The organism is Pseudomonas sp. HY7a-MNA-CIBAN-0227 (assembly GCF_040310325.1).
Classification (GTDB): domain Bacteria; phylum Pseudomonadota; class Gammaproteobacteria; order Pseudomonadales; family Pseudomonadaceae; genus Aquipseudomonas.
This window is the reverse complement of record NZ_JBEOPT010000016.1, coordinates 64,278-85,507: the sequence shown is the minus strand read 5'-3', so window position 1 is coordinate 85,507 and position 21,230 is coordinate 64,278. Positions and strand designations below refer to the sequence as shown.

Annotated in this window: 18 protein-coding genes and 2 tRNA genes; 3 read left to right on the top strand and 17 right to left on the bottom strand. The window is 57.1% G+C overall.

Going from position 1 to position 21,230, the window contains the following annotated elements; all coding sequences use genetic code 11:
• Nucleotides 1–51 precede the first annotated feature (51 nt).
• Together AAEZ06_RS22420 and AAEZ06_RS22415 are read left to right on the top strand one after the other, a co-directional pair.
• Entirely contained in the window at nt 52–1,068 is a 1,017-nt protein-coding gene (locus AAEZ06_RS22420) for a class I SAM-dependent rRNA methyltransferase (RefSeq protein ID WP_149413220.1), read from the top strand.
• Nucleotides 1,069–1,176: 108 nt separating this feature from the next.
• A complete protein-coding gene (locus AAEZ06_RS22415; protein WP_350616299.1) occupies nt 1,177–4,110 on the top strand; it encodes a DUF748 domain-containing protein in 2,934 nt (977 codons plus the stop codon).
• Nucleotides 4,111–4,405: 295 nt separating this feature from the next.
• On the opposite strand, the gene AAEZ06_RS22410 is transcribed toward AAEZ06_RS22415, so the two are convergent.
• From AAEZ06_RS22410 to rlmE, 16 genes are all read right to left on the bottom strand, one after another.
• Nucleotides 4,406–4,753 carry a BON domain-containing protein gene (locus AAEZ06_RS22410; protein ID WP_025857115.1) on the bottom strand — a complete coding sequence of 116 codons (348 nt, stop codon included), beginning with the start codon at nt 4,751–4,753 and terminating at the stop codon, nt 4,406–4,408.
• A 293-nt stretch (nt 4,754–5,046) separates the two neighbouring features.
• Entirely contained in the window at nt 5,047–7,152 is a 2,106-nt protein-coding gene (gene pnp / locus AAEZ06_RS22405; protein ID WP_133103513.1) for a polyribonucleotide nucleotidyltransferase, read from the bottom strand.
• A 194-nt stretch (nt 7,153–7,346) separates the two neighbouring features.
• Nucleotides 7,347–7,616 carry a 30S ribosomal protein S15 gene (gene rpsO / locus AAEZ06_RS22400; protein ID WP_003176135.1) on the bottom strand — a complete coding sequence of 90 codons (270 nt, stop codon included), beginning with the start codon at nt 7,614–7,616 and terminating at the stop codon, nt 7,347–7,349.
• Between the two features lie 159 nt (nt 7,617–7,775).
• Nucleotides 7,776–8,693, bottom strand: coding sequence for a tRNA pseudouridine(55) synthase TruB (truB, locus tag AAEZ06_RS22395; RefSeq protein ID WP_149413222.1), 918 nt, complete (start codon nt 8,691–8,693; stop codon nt 7,776–7,778).
• A gap of 3 nt (nt 8,694–8,696) precedes the next feature.
• A complete protein-coding gene (gene rbfA, locus AAEZ06_RS22390; RefSeq protein ID WP_133103511.1) occupies nt 8,697–9,098 on the bottom strand; it encodes a 30S ribosome-binding factor RbfA in 402 nt (133 codons plus the stop codon).
• Nucleotides 9,099–9,257: 159 nt separating this feature from the next.
• Nucleotides 9,258–11,765: a translation initiation factor IF-2 gene (gene infB, locus AAEZ06_RS22385; RefSeq protein ID WP_149413223.1), complete on the bottom strand. Its 2,508-nt coding sequence runs from the start codon at nt 11,763–11,765 to the stop codon at nt 9,258–9,260.
• A gap of 27 nt (nt 11,766–11,792) precedes the next feature.
• Nucleotides 11,793–13,274: a transcription termination factor NusA gene (gene nusA / locus AAEZ06_RS22380; protein WP_149413224.1), complete on the bottom strand. Its 1,482-nt coding sequence runs from the start codon at nt 13,272–13,274 to the stop codon at nt 11,793–11,795.
• A gap of 47 nt (nt 13,275–13,321) precedes the next feature.
• The gene (rimP, locus tag AAEZ06_RS22375) at nt 13,322–13,780 is read right to left on the bottom strand and encodes a ribosome maturation factor RimP (RefSeq protein ID WP_133103508.1); all 459 of its coding nucleotides are present in this window, start codon (nt 13,778–13,780) and stop codon (nt 13,322–13,324) included.
• A gap of 141 nt (nt 13,781–13,921) precedes the next feature.
• Nucleotides 13,922–13,998, bottom strand: a tRNA-Met gene (locus tag AAEZ06_RS22370).
• Nucleotides 13,999–14,094: 96 nt separating this feature from the next.
• Nucleotides 14,095–14,180, bottom strand: a tRNA-Leu gene (locus AAEZ06_RS22365).
• Between the two features lie 29 nt (nt 14,181–14,209).
• A complete protein-coding gene (gene secG, locus AAEZ06_RS22360; RefSeq protein WP_133103507.1) occupies nt 14,210–14,593 on the bottom strand; it encodes a preprotein translocase subunit SecG in 384 nt (127 codons plus the stop codon).
• A 4-nt stretch (nt 14,594–14,597) separates the two neighbouring features.
• Nucleotides 14,598–15,353, bottom strand: a complete 756-nt coding sequence (tpiA, locus tag AAEZ06_RS22355; protein WP_063033212.1) for a triose-phosphate isomerase — start codon at nt 15,351–15,353, stop codon at nt 14,598–14,600.
• A gap of 66 nt (nt 15,354–15,419) precedes the next feature.
• Nucleotides 15,420–16,757: a phosphoglucosamine mutase gene (glmM, locus tag AAEZ06_RS22350; RefSeq protein WP_149413225.1), complete on the bottom strand. Its 1,338-nt coding sequence runs from the start codon at nt 16,755–16,757 to the stop codon at nt 15,420–15,422.
• Nucleotides 16,758–16,773: 16 nt separating this feature from the next.
• Nucleotides 16,774–17,625: a dihydropteroate synthase gene (gene folP, locus AAEZ06_RS22345; RefSeq protein ID WP_149413226.1), complete on the bottom strand. Its 852-nt coding sequence runs from the start codon at nt 17,623–17,625 to the stop codon at nt 16,774–16,776.
• Nucleotides 17,626–17,633: 8 nt separating this feature from the next.
• On the bottom strand, nt 17,634–19,544 hold the full coding sequence (gene ftsH / locus AAEZ06_RS22340) for an ATP-dependent zinc metalloprotease FtsH (protein WP_149413227.1): 1,911 nt from the start codon (nt 19,542–19,544) through the stop codon (nt 17,634–17,636).
• A 200-nt stretch (nt 19,545–19,744) separates the two neighbouring features.
• Entirely contained in the window at nt 19,745–20,395 is a 651-nt protein-coding gene (gene rlmE / locus AAEZ06_RS22335; protein WP_133103503.1) for a 23S rRNA (uridine(2552)-2'-O)-methyltransferase RlmE, read from the bottom strand.
• A 104-nt stretch (nt 20,396–20,499) separates the two neighbouring features.
• Between rlmE and AAEZ06_RS22330 the strand changes: the two genes are divergently transcribed.
• Nucleotides 20,500–20,808, top strand: a complete 309-nt coding sequence (locus AAEZ06_RS22330) for a YhbY family RNA-binding protein (protein ID WP_133103502.1) — start codon at nt 20,500–20,502, stop codon at nt 20,806–20,808.
• A gap of 8 nt (nt 20,809–20,816) precedes the next feature.
• Here the strand turns inward: AAEZ06_RS22330 and AAEZ06_RS22325 are convergent, their stop codons facing one another.
• The gene (locus tag AAEZ06_RS22325) at nt 20,817–21,221 is read right to left on the bottom strand and encodes an MFS transporter (protein WP_350616292.1); all 405 of its coding nucleotides are present in this window, start codon (nt 21,219–21,221) and stop codon (nt 20,817–20,819) included.
• Nucleotides 21,222–21,230 lie beyond the last annotated feature (9 nt).

Below are 21,230 nucleotides of genomic sequence, written 5' to 3'. Positions count from 1 at the left end.
GAGCTGAGAACTGTTAAACTCCTGCGCCCCCAATCACCCAAGGCGCGCTCCATGTCTTCCCTGAATCAGGCGCTGCGCGCCGCCCTCGATCATCGCCAAGACCTGCTTGTTGAGCTTCACGCGCAAGGCACCGATAGCTATCGCCTGTTTCACGGCAGCCAGGAAGGCGCCAGCGGCCTGACCATCGACCGCTATGGCCCGCAGCTGCTGGTACAAAGCTTTCACCAGTCCTTGGAAAGAGGCGATCTGTTGGAGCTGCACCAAGCCATCAATCAGCACCTGGGCCTGGAATTGCTGCTGGTCTACAACGACCGCTCCCGAGGCAACTCGCGCATCGACCGCGAAGACACCGTCTACTGCGCCGAACCTGCCGCCCTGGAAAACCTGGTCGGCCACGAATGGGGACTCAATTACCGCGTGCGCGGCCGCCATGTTGGGCAAGACCCCCTGCTGTTTCTCGACCTGCGCAACACCCGCGGTTGGGTCAAGGACCACAGTGCCGGCAAAAGCGTACTGAACCTGTTCGCCTACACCTGCGGCGTGGGCCTGAGCGCAGCGGCCGGTGGCGCCCGTGAAGTGTGCAACCTGGATTTCGCCGAGAGCAACCTCGCGGTCGGTCGCGAAAACGGTCAGCTTAACCCGCAGCTGCCGGCCATGGAGTTTGTGCAATCGGACTACTTCCCGGCAATCCGCCAGTTGGCTGGTCTGCCGATCACTCAGCGGCGCGGCCAGAAACTGCCGAGTTATCCACGCCTGGAGCAACGCCAATACGACCTGGTGTTACTCGACCCGCCAGCCTGGGCCAAAAGCGCCTTCGGCACCGTCGACCTGCTGCGTGACTATCAAAGCCTGCTCAAGCCGGCACTGCTGGCGACGGCCGATAGTGGCGTGCTGATCTGCTGCAACAACCTGGCAAAAGTCAGCATGGATGACTGGCGTGAGCAGGTACTGCGTTGCGCTGAAAAAGCCGGGCGTCCGGTCCGCGACTGGAAAATCATGACCCCGGGCGCCGACTTTCCCTCACAAGACCAGCAGCCACCGCTAAAGACCCTGATCCTGCAACTGTAAGACTTGCCCCAAAAGTATCCGCCTACAGCAATAAAGGCGCTGCTCTTCGGAACCGTAAACCCGTGCCATACTCCAAGGCACTTCTAATCGACGTAGATGGCGCCTCACATGCCCAAAGGATTGATACGCGCCGCTGGCGCCTTGCTGACCGCCCTTGCACTCTACAGCTTGCTGGGCTTCCTGATTCTGCCCGGTATTGCCCTTCGCGTGGCCAATCAACAGTTGGCCAATTACGCCACCGTGCCAGCGCGCATCGAGCGGATAGAGCTCAACCCGTTCAGCCTTGAGCTGACCCTCTGGGGCCTGAAAATCGGCGAACCGGGCAAAGAGCAGGTGGGTTTTGAACGCCTGTATGCCAATCTGCAGATAGACAGCCTCTGGACCCGCGCCCTGCACCTGACAGACGTACAACTGGACAAGCCTAAGACGCAATTGCTGTTCAACAAGTCCGGCACACTCAACCTCGCGCAGTTGTTCAAACTGCCTGCCAGTGAGCCCACCCCTGTCGACCCTGACAGCAAGCCGTTCCCGCTGCGCATCGAGCGCATCAAGCTGGCCGACGGCTACGTACACTTCCAGGATTTGCGCCCCAGCGAACCCATTGAATTTCTCTACGACAAACTCGACTTCGAGCTAAAAAACCTCAGCACGCTGCCCGACGACAATGCCGATATGACCTTGGTCGCAGCCGGCCCTGAGGGCGGTCAGATCGACTGGAGCGGTAACTTCAGCCTGGTGCCGATTGCGTCCGAGGGCAAGCTCAAGGTCACCGATGGCAAGATGAAGGTCTGGTGGCCGTATGTGCGTGACGCGCTGCCGCTGGTCCTCGAAGACGGCTTGCTCAACCTCAGCACCGACTACAAGCTGAACCTGGCCAAGGAAACCGAGCTGAACCTGACCAATACGTCCGTAAGCATCGCGCCCTTTGCCATCAAGGCGCCAGATGGCCGGCCACTGGTACGCCTGGAGCGCCTGGACGTCAGCGAAACGACGGTGGACCTGGCCAAGCAGCAAGTGATCGTCGGCAAGATCCGCAGCAATAAACTCGAAACCTGGGCAGCCCTTGAAGCCGACGGCCAATTGGACTGGCAGAAGCTGTTCGCCAGCCAGCCGAGCAAGCCTCAAGCAGCACCTGAGCCCGCGACTGCACCCGCCACCGCCGACTCGCCAAAGCCTGCACCCGCCGCACCCAGCAAACCCTGGCAAGTGCTGCTCAAGGACGTCCAACTGCGCAACTATCAGGTGCATTTGGCTGACCGCCAGGCTAAACCGGCGGTAGCGCTGGAGCTGGGCCCACTGAATGTCGATTTGCAAAATTTCGACAGCCTCAACCAGAGCCCTTTTACCCTCAAGCTCGACACTGGCGTGGGTAAACAAGGCAAGATCCAGGCAACCGGCCAGGTCAACCTGAACCCGGTCAGCGCCAAATTGAAAGTGGACACCAAGGACATCGACCTGCGGGTCGCCCAGTCCTATATCAGCCCGTTCATTCGCCTGGAGCTGCGCAGCGGCATGCTCGGCAGCAATCTCGACGTGAACCTCAAGAGCACCGAGCCCCTTGCATTCCAGATCACCGGTCGCGCGCAGGTTGATCAGTTGCACACCTTGGACACTCTCAAGACTCGCGACTTCCTCAAGTGGCAGCGCCTGGTGGTGGAGGGTCTCAACTACCAGCACGGGGACAGCCTCTCGATCGACAAGGTCAACCTGCTGCAGCCCTATGCCCGCTTCATGATCAATGACGACCGCACCACTAACGTCGATGACCTGCTCATTCCTCAGCCGGCCGACAGTGGCGCGAAGCCGGCGGCCAAATCAGCAACGAGCAATCAAAAGCCCCTGGGTATTCACATTGGCCAAATTGCGATCAATGACGGTTCAGCCAACTTTGCCGACTTCAGCCTGACCCCAAACTTCGCCACCGCCATTCAGCAGCTCAACGGTCAGATCGGCACCATCGACAGTCGTCAGGCCAAACCCGCCAGCGTCGACATCAAGGGCAAGGTCGACCGCTATGCGCCTGTCACCATCAAGGGTAGCGTCAACCCGTTTGACCCGATGGCGGCGCTGGATATCGCCACCAGCTTCAAACGCGTCGAACTGACCACCCTTACGCCGTACTCGGGAAAATTCGCCGGGTTTCGTATCCGTAAAGGTCGACTCAACCTGGACCTGCACTACATCATCACCAATGGCCAGCTGAAAGCGCAGAACAAGGTAGTGGTCGAGCAATTGCAGTTAGGCGAAAAAGTCGACAGTGCAGACGCCGTAGACCTGCCGATTCGCCTGGCAATTGCCCTGCTCAAGGACACTGACGGCAAAATCTCCATTGAGTTGCCGGTTACCGGAGACCTGAACAACCCGCAATTCAGCGTGATGCCGATTGTCTGGCAGACCCTGCGCAACTTGGTGCTGCGTGCAGCCCAGGCGCCATTCAAGTTTATTGGGGGGCTGATTACCGGTGGCGGTTCAGAGGACCTAGGCACGGTGTCGTTCGCAGCCGGCTCCAGCGACCTGAGCAAGGATTCCGAATCGGCGCTGAACACCTTGGCCAAGGCGCTCAAGGAGCGACCAGCCCTGCGCCTGGAGATTGAAGGCACGGCCGCTGCCAGCAGTGACGGGCCTTTGTTGGCCGCACAACGGCTGGAACGGGAATACCAGTACAACTACTACAAGATACTCCAGCGCCGAGGCGATAAAGTCCCGGCCCAGGCGTCGCTGATTGAAGTACCCGAAAGCGAAAAAGCGCCGCTCCTGGAAGGCATCTATCGCACTCGTCTGAAACAGCAGCCGCCAGTTGAGTGGAAAGACCTGAGCCGTGATGAACGTACCGCGAAGTTGCGGGACGGTGTAATCAAGTTCTGGAGCGCAAGCGACGTGCTGCTACGCCAACTGGGCCAGGACCGCGCCAGCAGCATCAAGGACTTCCTGGTGGACAAAGGGCAACTGGAAGACGACCGGGTTTACTTTATCGATGCCAACCTGGGGCAAGCGGAGAAGGATGGTCGGGTGATTACCCAAATGCATCTGGATGCCGAGTAACCCCAACGACGACCCGGCACCCCATAGCCGTCGAGCATTAGCGAGGCTGCGTGTCACTTGAGGGTCGACCTGATAGAGGTGGTGCGGCCGTCGTAGCCTCGCTAGGGCTCGACAACTACGGCTTATTCCCTCTCCCACATAGAACAGGCCCCGGCACAAGTGCCGGGGCCTGTAATGACCACATCCGTGTGGTCGGTCGCATGAACCTGTGAGGTGCATTGAGCAGATATCTAACTGAGCAGATATCTAACTCGCTCGCCGCCGCCTTCGCCTAGTCCAGGCGATTTGTTGAGCGTTACTCTGCTTTCAGGCCGTCGGCCGAAACAGCTTTAACGCCTTTGATCTTCTTGGTGATGTTCACCGCAGTAGTTTTCTGCGCTTCAGTCACAGCGACGGTCGAAGACAGGGAAACTACACCTTTGTTGGTTTCGACTTTGATGTCGGTACCAGGAATGCCTTTCTCGGTGACCAGATCACTTTTCACTTTGGTGGTGATCCAGGTGTCGGAGGTCGCTTCCTTGGCCTTGGTCACTTCACCGGCAGCTACAACCATAGGCGCCTGGGAAGTTTGAGCGAAAGCCACGTTGGCCATGGTCAGGGTCAGAGCGGTGGCAGTTGCAGCAGCGATAGCGAACTTCTTCATACGAGTAACTCCTGTTTTATAAAAAGTCTGCAGCGTGTAAACGCTGATGCTGCAGGGTTACCAGTACTATTGCAGACGCTGTGCCAAGTTTCGAGAGCAACAAAAAACCTTAAAAATCAGCATGTTATAAAAATAATAATTTTCGAAATCGTGCAATTTGCATGAAGCCAATCGTAGCTGCATGCAAGTTGCGGTTTTTGAGTTTGGCTAAACAGCTGATTTCATGGCACTTTCCTGCAGACATGAAAAAGGGACTCCGAAGAGTCCCTTTTCAGCGTACAGCTACGGGGTGATTAAACGCCCGACGCCTTGGCTGCTGCAACGTCCTTGATGGACAGCTTGATACGACCGCGGTTGTCCACGTCCAGTACCAATACTTCCACTTCCTGGCCTTCTTTCAGAATGTCGGTCACTTTCTCAACGCGAGCATCGCTCAGCATGGAGATGTGAACCAGACCGTCCTTGCCCGGCAGGATGTTGACGAATGCGCCGAAGTCGACGATGCGCTCAACCTTACCAACGTAGATCTTGCCGATCTCGGCTTCAGCAGTGATGCCCAGAACGCGCTGACGCGCAGCTTCTGCGGCTTCCTTGGTTTCGCCGAAGATCTTGATCGAGCCGTCGTCTTCGATGTCGATCGAAGCCTTGGTCTCTTCACAGATCGCACGAATAGTCGCACCGCCTTTACCGATGACATCACGGATTTTGTCGGTGTCGATTTTCATCGCGATCATGGTCGGAGCATTTTCCGACAGCTCGGTACGGGACTGAGCAATGATCTGGTTCATCTGGCCGAGGATGTTCAGGCGCGCTTCCAGGGCTTGGCCCAGAGCGATTTCCATGATTTCTTCGGTGATGCCTTTGATCTTGATGTCCATCTGCAGCGCGGTAACACCTTTGGCGGTACCGGCTACCTTGAAGTCCATGTCGCCCAAGTGGTCTTCGTCACCCAGGATGTCGGTCAGGACGGCGAATTTCTCACCTTCTTTAACCAGACCCATGGCGATACCGGCAACTGGGGCCTTCATTGGCACACCAGCGTCCATCAGAGCCAGGGAAGCACCGCAGACCGAAGCCATGGAGCTGGAACCGTTGGACTCGGTGATTTCCGATACGACGCGGATGGTGTACGGGAACACGTCAGCAGCAGGCAACATGGCCTGAACCGAGCGACGAGCCAGACGGCCGTGACCGATTTCGCGACGACCAGCACCGCCCATACGACCACACTCGCCCACCGAGAACGGAGGGAAGTTGTAGTGCAGCATGAAGGGGTCTTTTTTCTCGCCTTCCAGGGTGTCCAGCAGCTGTGCGTCACGGGCAGTACCCAGAGTCGCGACTACCAGAGCCTGAGTTTCGCCACGGGTGAACAGAGCCGAGCCGTGGGTTTTAGGCAGAACACCGACTTCGATGTTCAGCGGACGTACAGTCTTGGTGTCGCGGCCGTCGATACGTGGCTTGCCGTTAACGATGTTTTCGCGAACGGTGCGGTATTCGATTTCACCGAAAGCGGCTTTGACTTCGCTGGAGGTCGGCTGACCTTCTTCACCGGACAGCTTGGCAACAACCTGGTCTTTCAGTTCGCCCAAGCGAGCGTAACGGTCGGCCTTGATGGTGATGGTGTAAGCCTGGGAGATCGCGTCGCCGAACTCGGAACGGATAGCGCCCAGCAGAGCAGTGGCTTCTGGCTTTGGAGCCCAGGTCCAGGTTGGCTTGGCTGCTTCGGCGGCCAGTTCTTTGATGGCGTTGATCACCACCTGGAACTCGTCGTGAGCAAACAGTACCGCGCCCAGCATCTGGTCTTCGGTCAGCTCTTTGGCCTCCGATTCAACCATCAGAACGGCTTCCGACGTACCGGCAACGACCATGTCCAGGCTCGAAGCTTTCAGTTGTTCGTAAGTCGGGTTCAGCAGGTAGCCAGTGCTTTCGTGGAATGCAACGCGGGCACAGCCGATAGGACCATCAAAAGGAATACCGGAGATTGCCAGTGCAGCCGAGGTACCGATCATCGCAGCGATGTCCGGATCGATTTTTTTGCTGGTAGACACGACGGTGCAGACAACCTGCACTTCGTTCATGAAGCCTTCTGGGAACAGCGGACGGATCGGACGGTCGATCAGTCGGGAAGTCAGGGTTTCTTTCTCGGAAGGACGGCCTTCACGCTTGAAGAAACCGCCAGGGATCTTACCGGCAGCGTAAGTCTTTTCCTGGTAGTGGACAGACAGAGGGAAGAAGCCCTTGCCTGGATCGGCTTGCTTGGCACCAACAACGGTCACCAATACGCTGACGTCGTCGTCAACGGTGACCAGCACTGCGCCGGAGGCCTGACGGGCGATACGGCCTGTCTCGAGGGTAACGGTCGACTGACCGAACTGGAATTTTTTGATTACCGGGTTCACGGTGTCCTACCTTCTTTGTGGCTCTTGGGGAACTTGTCTTCTTGCGAAATTCTTGGGCAATGTCGGGAGTCGGCCCAACGCCTGTCCAGGGTAAAACGTGTATCCAGATAAAACTTGAGGCTGGGAGCCTGCCATGGGCCAGCGGGAATCCCACGGACACACGGCAGACAGCCAACCTCTAGCGCAATCGCTGATTAGCGACGCAGACCCAGGCGACCGATCAGAGCCTGGTAACGGCCCAGATCTTTACCTTTCAGGTAATCCAGCAGCTTACGACGCTGGTTTACCATGCGGATCAGACCACGACGGGAGTGGTGATCTTTACCGTTGGCCTTGAAGTGACCTTGCAGCTTGTTGATGTTGTGGGTCAGCAGTGCAACTTGCACTTCTGGCGAACCAGTGTCACCAACAGCTTGCTGGTAGTCAGCTACGATTTGAGCTTTTTCTTGAACGTCGAGAGCCATGAGGCAATCCTTTTATCAGGAAACCATCCAAGGGACGGTTTCAACAGGCCAGGGACAAATCCCTGTATCTAAAAATGAGTAGTGACCGTGCCTGCTAACAGCCACCCTCGTTCCAGTTTGTATAAAAGCAGCTGCGCTTTTACCTCAAACTGGTTCCGGTCATTCTGACCGAATCAGTCGACGCGGCGCGATTCGCCCGTCTTCGCTCACTTCACCAATACCGATAAAGCGACCGTTATGATCCTGTACCCGCACCATGCCGAACTTCGGGGCATCCGGAGCGCGTACCGGCTGGCCGTTAAGCCAATAGAACGCGCTGTGCTCCGAGAAGTGCAGCAATGGCCAATCCAGCAAACCGCTGTCCGATGGCATCAGGAAGCGATCAACCGCCTCGTTGCCGCCTTCGGCATGTACGGCTTCCAGTTCTTCCAGCGTGACCGTCTGGGCCAAGGTGAAAGGGCCTGCCTGGGTCCGTCGCAGTTCTGCAACGTATGCGCCACAGCCTAGTTGCTCACCAATATCTTCCACCAGGGTACGGATATAGGTGCCTTTGCTGCAGTCCACCGCCAACCGAGCAGTGTCGCCTTCGCAGGCGAGCAATTCCAAGCGCGCAATAGTAACAGAACGCGGTTCGCGCTCCACCACTTCCCCAGCACGCGCCAGCTTGTAAAGGGGTTGGCCATCACGCTTGAGCGCCGAGTACATCGGCGGTATCTGACTGATTTTCCCACGAAAAGCGGGCAAAGCAGCTTCAATATCAGCACGACCAACGGTCACGTCACGAACCCGCAAAACATCACCTTCGGCGTCTGCCGTGGTGGTGGTCTTGCCCAGTTGCGCCAGGGTTTCGTAACCCTTATCGGACTCAAGCAGGTATTGCGAAAACTTGGTGGCCTCGCCAAAGCACAATGGCAGCACGCCAGTGGCCAGGGGATCAAGACTACCGGTGTGCCCTGCCTTCTCGGCATTGAGCAGCCAGCGCACTTTCTGCAAGGCAGCATTGGAGGTAAAGCCAATGGGCTTATCGAGCAGAATGATGCCGCTGACGTTACGACGGATACGTTTGACCTGAGCCACCGATTACTCCTTGGCGTCTTCAGGTGTGGCCGATTCCGGGCGCTGGCTGTCTTCAGCCACGGCCCGCTCTATCAGTGCCGACAAGTGCGCGCCACGCACGACGCTTTCGTCGTAGTGGAAGTGCAACTGAGGGACGCTGCGCAGCTTCATCTCACGCGCCAACTGCATGCGCAGGAAGCCTGCGGCAGAGTTCAGCACCTTGATGCTTTGCGCAATATCTTCGGCGTTGTCCTGACCCATCACAGTGATGAAAATCTTGGCGTGACCCACATCGCGGCTGACTTCAACGGCGGTGATGGTGACCAGGCCTACACGTGGGTCCTTGACTTCACGACGGATCAGCTGTGCCAGCTCACGCTGCATCTGATCGCCGATACGTTGGGTACGGCTGTATTCTTTTGCCATGTCTTGTTACCTGTTACTGCCACACGGTGAAACCCATGGGGTCTGAAAGCGGCAAACGCCCGGCCTGACAAAAGCCAGACCGGGCGTTGCGTTTAGAGTCCGGACGCTGCGCCGGGCACTTGCGTGCCGCGGCCCATCGTGGCCCTTGAAGTGCGCGAGTTAGAGGCTGCGAGCAACCTGAACCTTCTCGAAGACTTCGATCTTGTCACCGGCCTTGACGTCGTTGTAGCTCTTGACGCCGATACCGCATTCCATGCCAGCACGTACTTCAGAAGCGTCATCCTTGAAGCGGCGCAGGGATTCCAGCTCGCCTTCGAAGATAACGATGTCTTCACGCAGTACACGGATTGGACGGTTACGGTGCACAACACCTTCGAGCACCATGCAACCGGCGATCGCGCCAAACTTCGGCGAACGGAACACGTCGCGGACTTCAGCAATACCCAGGATGTTCTCCCGGACGTCACTGCCAAGCATGCCGGTAAGGGCCTTCTTGACGTCTTCGATGATGTCGTAGATGACGTTGTAGTAACGCATATCCAAGCCTTCCTGCTCGACGATCTTCCGTGCGCCAGCATCGGCACGCACGTTGAAGCCAAACAGTACAGCGTTGGAGGCCAGTGCCAGGTTGGCGTCGGATTCGGTGATACCACCGACACCGCCACCGACAACACGCACTTGCACTTCGTCGTTACCCAGGCCATTCAAGGCGCCGTTCAACGCTTCGAGGGAACCACGGACGTCAGATTTGAGGACGATGTTAAGCGTCTTCTTCTCTTCCTGGCCCATGTTCTCGAAGATGTTTTCCAGCTTGCCAGCGTGAGCACGGGCCAGCTTGACTTCGCGGAACTTGCCTTGACGGAACAGAGCCACTTCACGGGCTTTCTTCTCGTCTGACAGTACGCTCATCTCGTCGCCAGCGTCCGGGGTACCGTCCAGGCCGAGGATCTCGACAGGGATGGAAGGACCGGCTTCCTTGATAGACTTGCCGTTCTCGTCGAGCATGGCACGTACACGGCCATAGTTCGAACCGACCAGGACCATGTCGCCTTGGCGCAGGGTACCGTCTTGAACCAGAACGGTTGCAACCGGGCCACGACCTTTGTCGAGACGCGATTCAACCACAACACCACGACCTGGGGCCGAAGGGGTTGCTTTCAATTCGAGAACTTCAGCTTGCAGCAGGACCGCTTCCAGCAGTTCGTCTACACCGGTACCGACTTTCGCCGAGACCGAAACGAACGGCGTATCACCGCCCCACTCTTCAGAAGTCACGCCGTGAACCGACAGTTCGCTACGGATGCGATCAAGATCGGCGCCCGGCTTGTCGATTTTGTTCACTGCGACAACCAATGGAACACCAGCGGCCTTGGCGTGCTGGACAGCTTCAATGGTCTGCGGCATTACGCCATCGTCCGCTGCAACTACCAGGATCACGATGTCAGTCGCCTTGGCACCACGGGCACGCATGGCGGTAAACGCGGCGTGACCTGGGGTATCGAGGAAGGTGACCATGCCGCGGTCGGTTTCAACGTGGTACGCACCGATGTGCTGGGTGATACCGCCGGCTTCGCCTGCAGCTACCTTGGCACGACGGATATAGTCGAGCAGCGAGGTCTTACCGTGGTCAACGTGGCCCATTACGGTCACGACTGGCGCGCGGGAGAAGGTCTCGCCTTCAAACTTCAGGGACTCAGCCAGGGAATCTTCCAGGGCGGTGTCGCTGACAAGGGTCACTTTGTGGCCCAACTCTTCAGCAACCAGTTGGGCAGTTTCCTGATCCAGTACCTGGTTGATGGTCGCTGGAGTACCCAGTTTGAACATGAACTTGATGATTTCAGCTGCCTTGACCGACATCTGTTGAGCGAGGTCGCCCACAGTGATGGTCTCGCCGATCTTCACTTCACGCACGACAGGGCCGGTTGGGCTCTGGAAACCGTGGGCGTTGCGTTTCTTCAGCTTGGCCTTGCCGCGACCACCACGACGGAAGCTGTCGCTTTCTTCGTCGGTAGTACGTGGAGCAACCCGCGGCGTTGGCGCCTTCTCTTTGACCGAAGCACGATGTGGAGCGTTTTTGCGCTCACCATCACCACTGCCACGACGACTGTTATCGTCGGCACGTGGTTTGTCCGGACGACGAGGTTCGTCGCGCTTACGAGCGTCAGCTGCAGGGGCTGGTGCTGCGGCAACCGGAGCGGCCTCACGCACAGCCTCTACAGGTGCAGCAGGTGCCGCAACTGCTTCAGTACCAGCAGGCTGGCGACGCGCTTCTTCTTCGGCGCGACGCTTGGTTTCTTCTTCAGCCTTCTGACGAGCAGTATTTTCTACTGCGCGACGTTCTTCCAGTTCACGTTTGCGCTCGGCTTCGATTTCTTCCGGGCTGCGCTGTACGAAGACTTTCTTCTTGCGTACTTCAACGCTGATGCTCTTGCTACCAGCAACACGCAAGGTGCTGGTGGTTTTGCGCTGCAATGTAATCTTGCGCGGTTCTTCCACTTTCGCCTTGTGGCTGCTCTTCAAGTGAGTCAGCAAAGACTGCTTCTCACTATCGCTCACACCTTCATCGGCGGCGGTGTGCGGCAGACCTGCCTCACGCATCTGCTGCAACAGGCGCTCTACCGGTGTTTTGACCTCATCGGCCAGTTGTTTCACCGTGACTTGCGTCATGCACTTCTCTCCTCAGGCCGCGCCTAATTACTCGAACCAATGGGCTCGGGCGGCCATGATCAACTTGCCGGCACGATCATCGTCAATGCCGTCGATGTCGAGCAGGTCGTCAATAGACTGCTCGGCCAGGTCTTCGCGGGTAATTACGCCGCGCACCGCCAGTTCCATCGCCAAATCCTTGTCCATACCCTCAAGCGAGAGCAGGTCTTCGGCCGGATGGGCGTCTGCCAGCTTTTCCTCAGTAGCGATGGCTTTAGTCAACAAACGATCCTTGGCCCGAGCGCGAAGCTCGTTGACAGTATCTTCGTCAAAGCCGTCGATGTTGAGCATTTCTTCCAACGGTACGTAGGCAATCTCTTCCAGGCTGGTGAAGCCTTCATCTACCAGCACCTGCGCCAGGTCTTCGTCGACTTCCAGCTCGTCAATGAAGTTGCGCAGGATGTCACCGGTTTCTGCTTGCTGCTTAGCCTGGATGTCCGATTCGGTCATCACGTTCAGGGTCCAGCCGGTCAACTGGCTGGCCAAACGTACGTTCTGACCACCGCGACCGATGGCCTGAGCCAGATTGTCTGCGCCAACGGCGATGTCCATTGCATGGGCATCTTCGTCAACGATAATTGCCGCGACTTCGGCCGGTGACATGGCGTTGATCACGAACTGCGCCGGGTTATCGTCCCACAGCACGATGTCCACACGCTCACCGCCCAACTCGCCCGACACTGCCTGGACGCGCGAACCGCGCATACCAATGCACGCGCCTTGCGGGTCGATGCGTTTGTCCTTGGAGCGGACCGCGATCTTGGCGCGCGAACCCGGATCGCGGGACGCAGCCATGACTTCGATCAGGCCTTCGGCAATTTCCGGCACTTCAATGCGGAACAACTCAATCAGCATTTCCGGCGCGGTACGCGACAGGATCAACTGAGGGCCGCGGTTTTCAGTGCGGATTTCCTTGAGCAGCGCGCGCAAACGCACGCCAACCCGGAAAGTTTCGCGAGAAATGATGTCTTCACGGGCCAGCAACGCTTCGGCGTTGTTACCCAGATCGACAATCACGTTGTCGCGGGTCACTTTTTTCACGGTGCCGGAGATGATTTCCCCCAGGCGCTCGCGATAGGCGTCAACGACTTGAGCGCGCTCGGCTTCGCGAACCTTTTGCACAATGACCTGCTTGGCGGTCTGTGCAGCGATGCGGCCGAACTCGATGGAGTCGATCTTTTCTTCAACGACATCGCCAACGCTGGCACCAGGATGCGTTTCAGCAACCTTGCTTGGCCAGGTTTCGATAGCCGGATCATCAAGATCAGCTTCTTCGACGACCGTCCAGCGACGGAAAGTCTCATAGGCACCGGTGTGGCGATTGATTTCCACACGCAGATCAACTTCGTCTTCAAAACGCTTTTTGGTAGCAGTGGCCAGGGCCAGCTCCAGCGCTTCAAAAATCACGTTTGCCGGTACGCCCTTTTCATTGGATACCGACTCAACAACCAGCAGTACTTCTTTGCTCATCGTACGCCTCGCCTTTCGCAAGCCATTGGATCCGCGGGATCCGCGTCTCAGTCAAAACTGGGAATAATGTTGGCCTTGTCGATCATATCGATCGGCAACAGGAACTCATGGTCTTCTACCTGCACCACGATGTCCTGCTCTTCTACACCGCGCAGAAGGCCCTGAAAGTTGCGGCGCCCTTCAAAAGGGGAACGCAGCTTGATCTTCACTTGTTCACCGGCAAATTTTGCAAACTGCTCAATAGTGAACAGTGGGCGTTCCATGCCAGGCGAGGAAACTTCAAGGGTGTATTCAACGGCGATTGGATCTTCAACATCCAGGACACCACTGATCTGACGGCTGACAATGGCACAATCGTCCACCAGCACGCCGCCCTCTTTATCGATATAAACGCGCAACATTGAGTGACGACCTTGAGCCGAAAACTCAATACCCCAGCATTCATAGCCTAGGGCCACGATCACCGGGGCCAACAAGGCCTGCAACTCTTCTAGCTTGCTCGACACCTGAACCCCCTAGTGCATGTATGTGCATGCTGTGCAAAATAAAAAAAATGGGCGAAACGCCCATCCTTGAAACGCCGTCGAACAGCGGCGTTGAAAGTGTCCAGCTAACAAAAAGCCCCTTAAAAGGGGCTCCGCTAAAACTGGTTGCGGGGGCCGGATTTGAACCGACGACCTTCGGGTTATGAGCCCGACGAGCTACCAGACTGCTCCACCCCGCGACAAAGCTGGGGCGGAAGTATACGACCGATCCCTTACAGGGTCAATGTAACCTTCCACCTACAAGAAAGCCCGCAACAGCGGGCTCTCCTGACAATTGGTACCGAGAAGGGGACTCGAACCCCTACACCCTATGGGCACAACCACCTCAAGGTTGCGTGTCTACCAATTCCACCACCTCGGCAATACAACATTTACAGCGTGTAACCCTTCTTACTTTTGCTCTTGAGCTGGAGGCACGTCAGTCGCTGGAGTAGCCGACTTTTGCTCTTGAAGCACCGGGACATCATCAGAAGCCGGCTTTGCTTTTGGAACTTCCAACACTGCTGGGTTTGGCAAGCCTACTTGAGTCAGCACATGAGCTTTCTCTTTAGCAAAGTAACCTAACCCCAAGCTGGTTATGAAGAAACCGGCGGCAAGTATAGCAGTAAACTTACTAAGAAAGGTAGAGGAACCTTGGCTTCCGAACACAGTATTTGAAGCACCTGCCCCGAAAGACGCACCAGCGTCCGCACCCTTACCCTGCTGCAGCAATACCAAAGCAACAACGCCCAGTGCACCCAACAGATGAAAAACGACTACGACTGTTTCCAGCATTTTCTCAGTTTCCCGCGGCGCGACAAATCGCACCGAACTCATCTGCATTCAGGGAGGCTCCACCAATGAGCCCCCCATCGATATCCGGCATGCCGAACAGTTCGACCGCATTGGCCGCCTTCACGCTGCCGCCGTATAGAAGCCGCACACCTCGTGCGACCTCAGAATTCTCTGCCGCCAACTGCGCGCGGATGGCTGCGTGCACATCCTGCGCCTGTTGCGGCGAAGCAGTCAGCCCGGTACCAATGGCCCAGACCGGCTCGTAAGCAATTACTGCATTTGCAAAGGCACCGACTCCCAGCTCCTCAATGATACTGCCCAGCTGACGCCCGACAACCTCAAGAGTTTTCCCGGACTCACGCTGCTCAAGGGTCTCCCCTATGCACAGCACCGGAATCAAGCCACAAGCCTGTGCCGCTGCGAACTTGCGATTAAGTGTCCCATCACGCTCGCCCATGATCTGACGACGTTCGGAGTGCCCAACAAGCACCAGGGAACAACCCGCATCAACCAGTTGGCTAGGTGCAATCTCACCAGTCAACGCACCTTGCATGGATTCCACCGCAGAGTTCTGCGCGCCGACCTGAATCGACTTGCCTTTCAAGCCATCAATCACTTGATTGATATACAAGCAAGGCGGGAATACCGCGACATCAACACCGCTAGGCAAGGCCAAATGACGAAGGCCGTTGATCAGCTCAGCGACACTGGCGCGGGTACCGTGCATTTTCCAGTTACCAGCTACCATAGTGCGACGCATGCTGTACCCCGTCGGTCAAAGTGGGCGCAGATGTTACCCAACCACACCATCACTGGCAAGCCGAATTCAGGCGCAAACTTCAGTTACCAGTTTTGCCAGCTCTTCGGCATAGCCACGAACCTGGCTTTCATCCTCACCTTCGACCATCACCCGGACCAAAGGCTCGGTGCCAGACTTGCGCAACAAGACCCGACCACGACCTGCCATGGCCGCAGTAACGCGCTCGCTGGCCTCCTTGACGGCCGGATGCTCGACAGGATTATCACCACCCGCAAAACGGACGTTAAGTAGCACTTGCGGGCACTTGCGCAGCGCCTGGCGCGCCTGAGCGAGGCTTTCTTCGCGACGACGCAATGCCAGTAGCACTTGCAGCGCCGCAATGATCGCATCGCCGGTAGTGGTGTGCTGGAAACACACGATATGCCCGGAGTTCTCCCCACCCACCTGCCAGTTACGCTCCAGCAGGTCAGCGATCACGTAACGGTCACCAACATTGGCGCGCACAAACGGAATCCCCAGATCTGCCAGCGCCAACTCCAGCCCCAGATTACTCATCAAGGTACCGACAACGCCGCCCTGGAGCTTATTACGCTCATGCAAGTCGCGAGCGATGATAAACAAAAGGTCATCACCGTCGACAATGGCGCCGGTGTGATCGACCATCAATACTCGATCACCATCACCATCGAAGGCGATACCCAGGTCGGCGTGCTCGGCCAATACTGCCGCCTGCAACTGCCCCATATGGGTCGAGCCACAGTTGTCGTTGATGTTCAAGCCGTTAGGCTGAGCCGACAGCACCGTCACTTGTGCGCCAAGCTCCTTGAACACACTGGGAGCCACCTTGTAGGTCGCACCATGAGCGCAGTCGATGACGATTTTCAGGCCAGCAAAATTAGTACTGCTCGGCACGCTGCTTTTGCAAAACTCGATGTAACGGCCAGAGGCGTCGTTAATCCGCGAGACCTTGCCCAATTTGCTCGACTCGACGACGGTCATCGGCGCATCCAGCAGCTCTTCGATCATATGCTCGATCTCGTCCGGCAGCTTGGTGCCCTGGCCCGAGAAGAACTTGATGCCATTGTCGTCATGGGGATTGTGCGAGGCACTGATCACGATACCGGCTTCAGCGTGAAAGGTACGCGTCAGGTAAGCGATCGCCGGCGTAGGCATGGGCCCCAGTAGCATCACATCGGCCCCGGCGGCGGACAGGCCAGCCTCCAGCGCGGACTCAAACATGTAACCCGAGATCCGCGTATCCTTGCCCACCAGAATGCGGCACGCGCCCATGCTGCGGAACGCCATCCCGGCGGCCCAGCCGAGCTTGAGCATGAAATCCGGAGTAATCGGAAACTCACCAACCCGACCGCGAATGCCATCGGTGCCAAAATATTTTTTAGTCATACGTGCTCCATCATTCTTATTCGGCTGATTCAACCGCTGCAATCATCCGCACCACATCTACCGTCTCGGCTACGTCATGCACACGTAAGATACGCGCACCCTTGACTACGGCAAGCGCCGCGAGAGCCAGGCCGCCATGCAGCCGCTCTCCCACCGGACGATTCAACGCCAGACCTATCATGCTCTTGCGCGAAACCCCAACCAACAGGGGGCGACCAAGGGCATGCAGGGATTCCATATGCTTGAACAGACTTAAGTTGTGTTGCAGGGTTTTGGCAAAGCCAAACCCCGGATCGAGAATAATCCGCTCAGGAGCGATCCCGGCTGCGGCGCATTGGGCAATACGCTCGGCAAGAAACTCAGTCACTTCCCCGACAAGGTTGTCGTAATGCGGGTCGTCTTGCATGGTCCCCGGCTCATCGAGCATGTGCATGAGGCACACCGGTAACCCAGTCGCAGCCGCCGCATCAAGGGCGCCATCACGCTGCAAGGACCTTACGTCATTGATCAAGCCTGCCCCCAACCTCGCTGTTTCGCGCATGACGGCCGGCGTCGACGTATCCACCGAAATGATCACGTCCAACTCGCGATGAATGCGCTCAACAATCGGCGCGACGCGCTCCAATTCCTCCAAGGGAGAAACTGCACGGGCGCCGGGACGAGTTGACTCACCACCAACATCAATCAGAGTGGCACCCGAAGCAACCATCGCCTCGGCATGACGCAATGCCGCATCAAGCTGACTAAAGCGGCCACCGTCGGAGAACGAGTCGGGAGTTACATTGAGAATGCCCATGACATGCGTATGGGACAAATCAAGAACCCGGCTGCCGCAAGGCAACCGGGTCGAGGACAACACAGAAGTCATTTCAAACCTTAATGATCAGCAGCCGGGCCGCCGATAGGGGTTTCAGGGCGTTCGTCCTGTACAACCGGCGGCGTACCCGAAGTACCCGAACCACCCTCCCAATCGCGAGGCTCGCGAGGAGTGCGCCCAGCCATGATGTCGTCGATCTGCTCGGCATCGATGGTCTCGTACTTCATCAAGGCGTCAGCCATGGCATCGAGCTTGTCCCGGTTATCCGTAAGGATCTGCTTGGCCGTACCATAGCATTGGTCAATGATACTGCGCACTTCGGAGTCGATCAGCTTGGCGGTCTCACCGGAGAAACTGGCACCTTGACCGCCACCACCACGACCCATGAACACTTCGCCTTCATCCTCGGCATACATCAAGGGGCCAAGCTTTTCCGAAAGACCCCATTTGGTCACCATGTTCCGCGCAATCTGGCTGGCGCGCATGATGTCGTTGGAGGCACCCGTGGTGACACCGTCGAAGCCCAAGGTCATCTCTTCAGCAATCCGGCCGCCATACAGCGAACAGATCTGGCTGATCAAGGCACGCTTGGAGAGGCTGTAGCGATCCTCTTCCGGCAGGAACATGGTGACACCCAGCGCCCGACCGCGAGGAATGATCGATACCTTGTAAACCGGGTCATGCTCAGGCACAACGCGACCAACAATGGCGTGACCGGCTTCGTGATAAGCGGTGTTGCGCTTCTCTTTCTCAGACATGACCATGGATTTGCGCTCAGCGCCCATCATGATCTTGTCTTTCGCCAGCTCGAACTCTTTCATTTCAACAACGCGCTTGCCGGTACGTGCGGCAAACAACGACGCCTCGTTCACCAAGTTGGCCAAGTCAGCGCCGGAGAAGCCTGGGGTACCACGGGCAATTACGGCCGGAGCCACGTCGTCGCCCATCGGCACTTTGCGCATGTGCACTTTCAGAATTTGTTCGCGACCACGGATATCCGGCAGACCAACTACGACTTGACGGTCGAAACGACCTGGACGCAGCAACGCCGGGTCAAGTACGTCAGGACGGTTGGTAGCGGCGATAACGATGATGCCGTCATTCATTTCAAAGCCGTCCATCTCAACCAGCAACTGGTTAAGGGTCTGCTCACGCTCATCATGACCGCCACCCATGCCGGCGCCACGATGGCGACCAACGGCGTCGATTTCATCGATGAAGATGATGCACGGAGCGTGCTTCTTGGCCTGTTCGAACATGTCACGGACACGGCTGGCGCCAACACCGACAAACATCTCGACGAAGTCAGAACCGGAAATGGTGAAGAAAGGTACTTTGGCTTCACCAGCAATGGCCTTGGCCAACAGGGTTTTACCCGTACCAGGAGGACCCACCATCAGCACGCCGCGAGGAATACGGCCACCCAGGCGCTGGAACTTGCCCGGATCACGCAGGAACTCAACCAGCTCGCCAACTTCTTCCTTGGCTTCGTCGCAACCAGCAACGTCACCCAAGGTGGTCTTCACCTGATCTTCGGAGAGCAGGCGCGCCTTGCTCTTGCCAAAGCTCATCGGCCCGCCCTTGCCTCCCGCACCACCTTGCATCTGGCGCATGAAGAACATGAACACGGCGATAATCACCAGGATCGGGAAGCTGGCCACCAGGAGCTGGGTCCAGATGCTTTGCTGTTCAGGCTGTTTGCCTTCAACGACTACGTGGTTATCCACCAGGTCGCCGATCAGGCCATTGTCCTGGATTGCCGGACGAATGGTCTTGAAGCTGTCGCCATCGTTGCGCTTGCCGGTAATCACGTAGCCATCAACCGCTACGCGCTCGACCTTGCCATCCTTAACTTGCTGGATGAAGTCGGAATAGTTGAGGGTCTGCGGCTCGTTAGGGCTGGAGAAGTTGTTCATCACCGTCACCAGGACAGCCGCGATGATCAACCACAGGATCAGATTCTTTGCCATATCGTTCAATTAACTACCCTCTGAAGCAAGCTCCGCTACTGGCGCGTGCTTCGCATGATATTCACCGGCCTAACTTACTACATTACCTACAACTCTGGCAGGCGCCGTCTGTAACCCTTTGTGAAACTTTGACTACACAATATTCGTAAAGCTTCGTGACGAAAGCGATATAAAAAAACCTATCGACTCCCTTGAATCTCTCAAAAACGCTCATCGCTGGCAGCGCCTTCAATGCCACGGAAACCGCGGCCCAGCAAATACTGCTCGCGGGACCTGCCCCGGGAAGAGTCAGGCTTGCGCGTCTGCACCTTGTCGAACAGCTTGCGGATGTTTTTGTGGTACTCGTCGAAGCCTTCACCCTGGAAGACCTTGACCAGAAAATCACCACCGGGACGCAAAACCCGACCAGCCAAGTCCAATGCCAATTCGCAAAGGAACATCGCTCGTGGCATATCCACGGCTGGCAATCCACTCATATTGGGGGCCATATCGGAAATCACAAGGTCTACCTGCGATTTTCCAACGGCTTCGAGAATCTGCGCCAACACGGCGTCCTGGGTAAAGTCACCATGGACAAAGGTCACATCCGGGATGCTGTCCATTTCCAGAATATCGGAAGCGATCAAACGACCCTGCCCACCAATCAGACGACTGGTCACCTGGGACCAGCCACCGGGGGCTGCGCCAAGATCGATAACGCTCATGCCAGGGCGGATCAACTTGTCCTTTTCTTGGATCTCCAGCAGCTTGTAACTGGCCCGGGAACGGTAGCCATCCTTTTGCGCCATTTTGACGTAAGGGTCGTTGAAATGCTCTTGCAGCCACTTAAGGCTAGTTTTGGAACGGGCCACGGGCCACCTCAAAAATAAACGGGTCGTGATTAACTGGGCGGTCCCGGACTCGCTCGGGTAAACTGGCCGCCGCTTTTTACAAGATCAGACACAGGGGTCAGATTATGCCGCTCACTCAAGAGCAGAAGAAACAGTACAAATCCATTGGCCACCATCTGAAACCAGTTTTGACTGTGGCTGACAACGGTTTGACTGAAGGTGTGTTAACCGAACTTGAACGCGCATTGGGCGATCACGAACTAATCAAGATCAAGGTCAGCATCCTTGATCGCGAGGCGCGCCTGGCGGCCATTGCAGAACTCTGCAAGGCCGGCAAAGCGGACCTGGTTCAGGTCATCGGCAAGATGGCACTGTTGTATCGCAGGAACTTCAGCGCCAACAAGCAACTGTCGAACGTCCATCGTTTCAAATGATACAAGGGTCAAGGGCGCGCTTCGCGCGCCCTGCCGCTCCACCCCGGCGCCGGTTGCACAACCAGCACCAAGCCGGAGAACCCTAGCACAAGATAGCTGAACAGCTGCCAGCGCAACGCTTCCGGCAGAAACATGCGCACCAAGCAATACATTGCGCACGCATACAACGCCATCAACAGCAGTTGCCCGCGAATATCCCGCCACAAACTCCCCAAGCCTTCGGCCTCGATCAGCACCAGCGCCTGAAGCATCACGCACGCCGCTGCAAAACCCACCAGCAGCGCACTCAATAATCCGCCGACCTCATCGATCAGCAACGGCGCCAGGCCAATCAGGCCCAACACCGGCAAGACACCAATATGCAACAGCCACAGGCCGCCGACCCAGAGCATCTGGGCCAACTGCCAGAGCATGGCGCCCGC

Excerpts from the sequence above, each read along its gene's own strand:
- AAEZ06_RS22420 (WP_149413220.1), top strand. The coding sequence starts at position 52 with ATGTCTTCCCTGAATCAGGCGCTGCGCGCCGCCCTCGATCATCGCCAA.
- AAEZ06_RS22415 (WP_350616299.1), top strand. The coding sequence starts at position 1,177 with ATGCCCAAAGGATTGATACGCGCCGCTGGCGCCTTGCTGACCGCCCTT.
- AAEZ06_RS22410 (WP_025857115.1), bottom strand. The coding sequence starts at position 4,753 with ATGAAGAAGTTCGCTATCGCTGCTGCAACTGCCACCGCTCTGACCCTG.
- rpsO (WP_003176135.1), bottom strand. The coding sequence starts at position 7,616 with ATGGCTCTCGACGTTCAAGAAAAAGCTCAAATCGTAGCTGACTACCAG.
- rbfA (WP_133103511.1), bottom strand. The coding sequence starts at position 9,098 with ATGGCAAAAGAATACAGCCGTACCCAACGTATCGGCGATCAGATGCAG.
- infB (WP_149413223.1), bottom strand. The coding sequence starts at position 11,765 with ATGACGCAAGTCACGGTGAAACAACTGGCCGATGAGGTCAAAACACCG.
- nusA (WP_149413224.1), bottom strand. The coding sequence starts at position 13,274 with ATGAGCAAAGAAGTACTGCTGGTTGTTGAGTCGGTATCCAATGAAAAG.
- secG (WP_133103507.1), bottom strand. The coding sequence starts at position 14,593 with ATGCTGGAAACAGTCGTAGTCGTTTTTCATCTGTTGGGTGCACTGGGC.
- tpiA (WP_063033212.1), bottom strand. The coding sequence starts at position 15,353 with ATGCGTCGCACTATGGTAGCTGGTAACTGGAAAATGCACGGTACCCGC.
- glmM (WP_149413225.1), bottom strand. The coding sequence starts at position 16,757 with ATGACTAAAAAATATTTTGGCACCGATGGCATTCGCGGTCGGGTTGGT.
- folP (WP_149413226.1), bottom strand. The coding sequence starts at position 17,625 with ATGACTTCTGTGTTGTCCTCGACCCGGTTGCCTTGCGGCAGCCGGGTT.
- ftsH (WP_149413227.1), bottom strand. The coding sequence starts at position 19,544 with ATGGCAAAGAATCTGATCCTGTGGTTGATCATCGCGGCTGTCCTGGTG.
- AAEZ06_RS22330 (WP_133103502.1), top strand. The coding sequence starts at position 20,500 with ATGCCGCTCACTCAAGAGCAGAAGAAACAGTACAAATCCATTGGCCAC.
- AAEZ06_RS22325 (WP_350616292.1), bottom strand. The coding sequence starts at position 21,221 with ATGCTCTGGCAGTTGGCCCAGATGCTCTGGGTCGGCGGCCTGTGGCTG.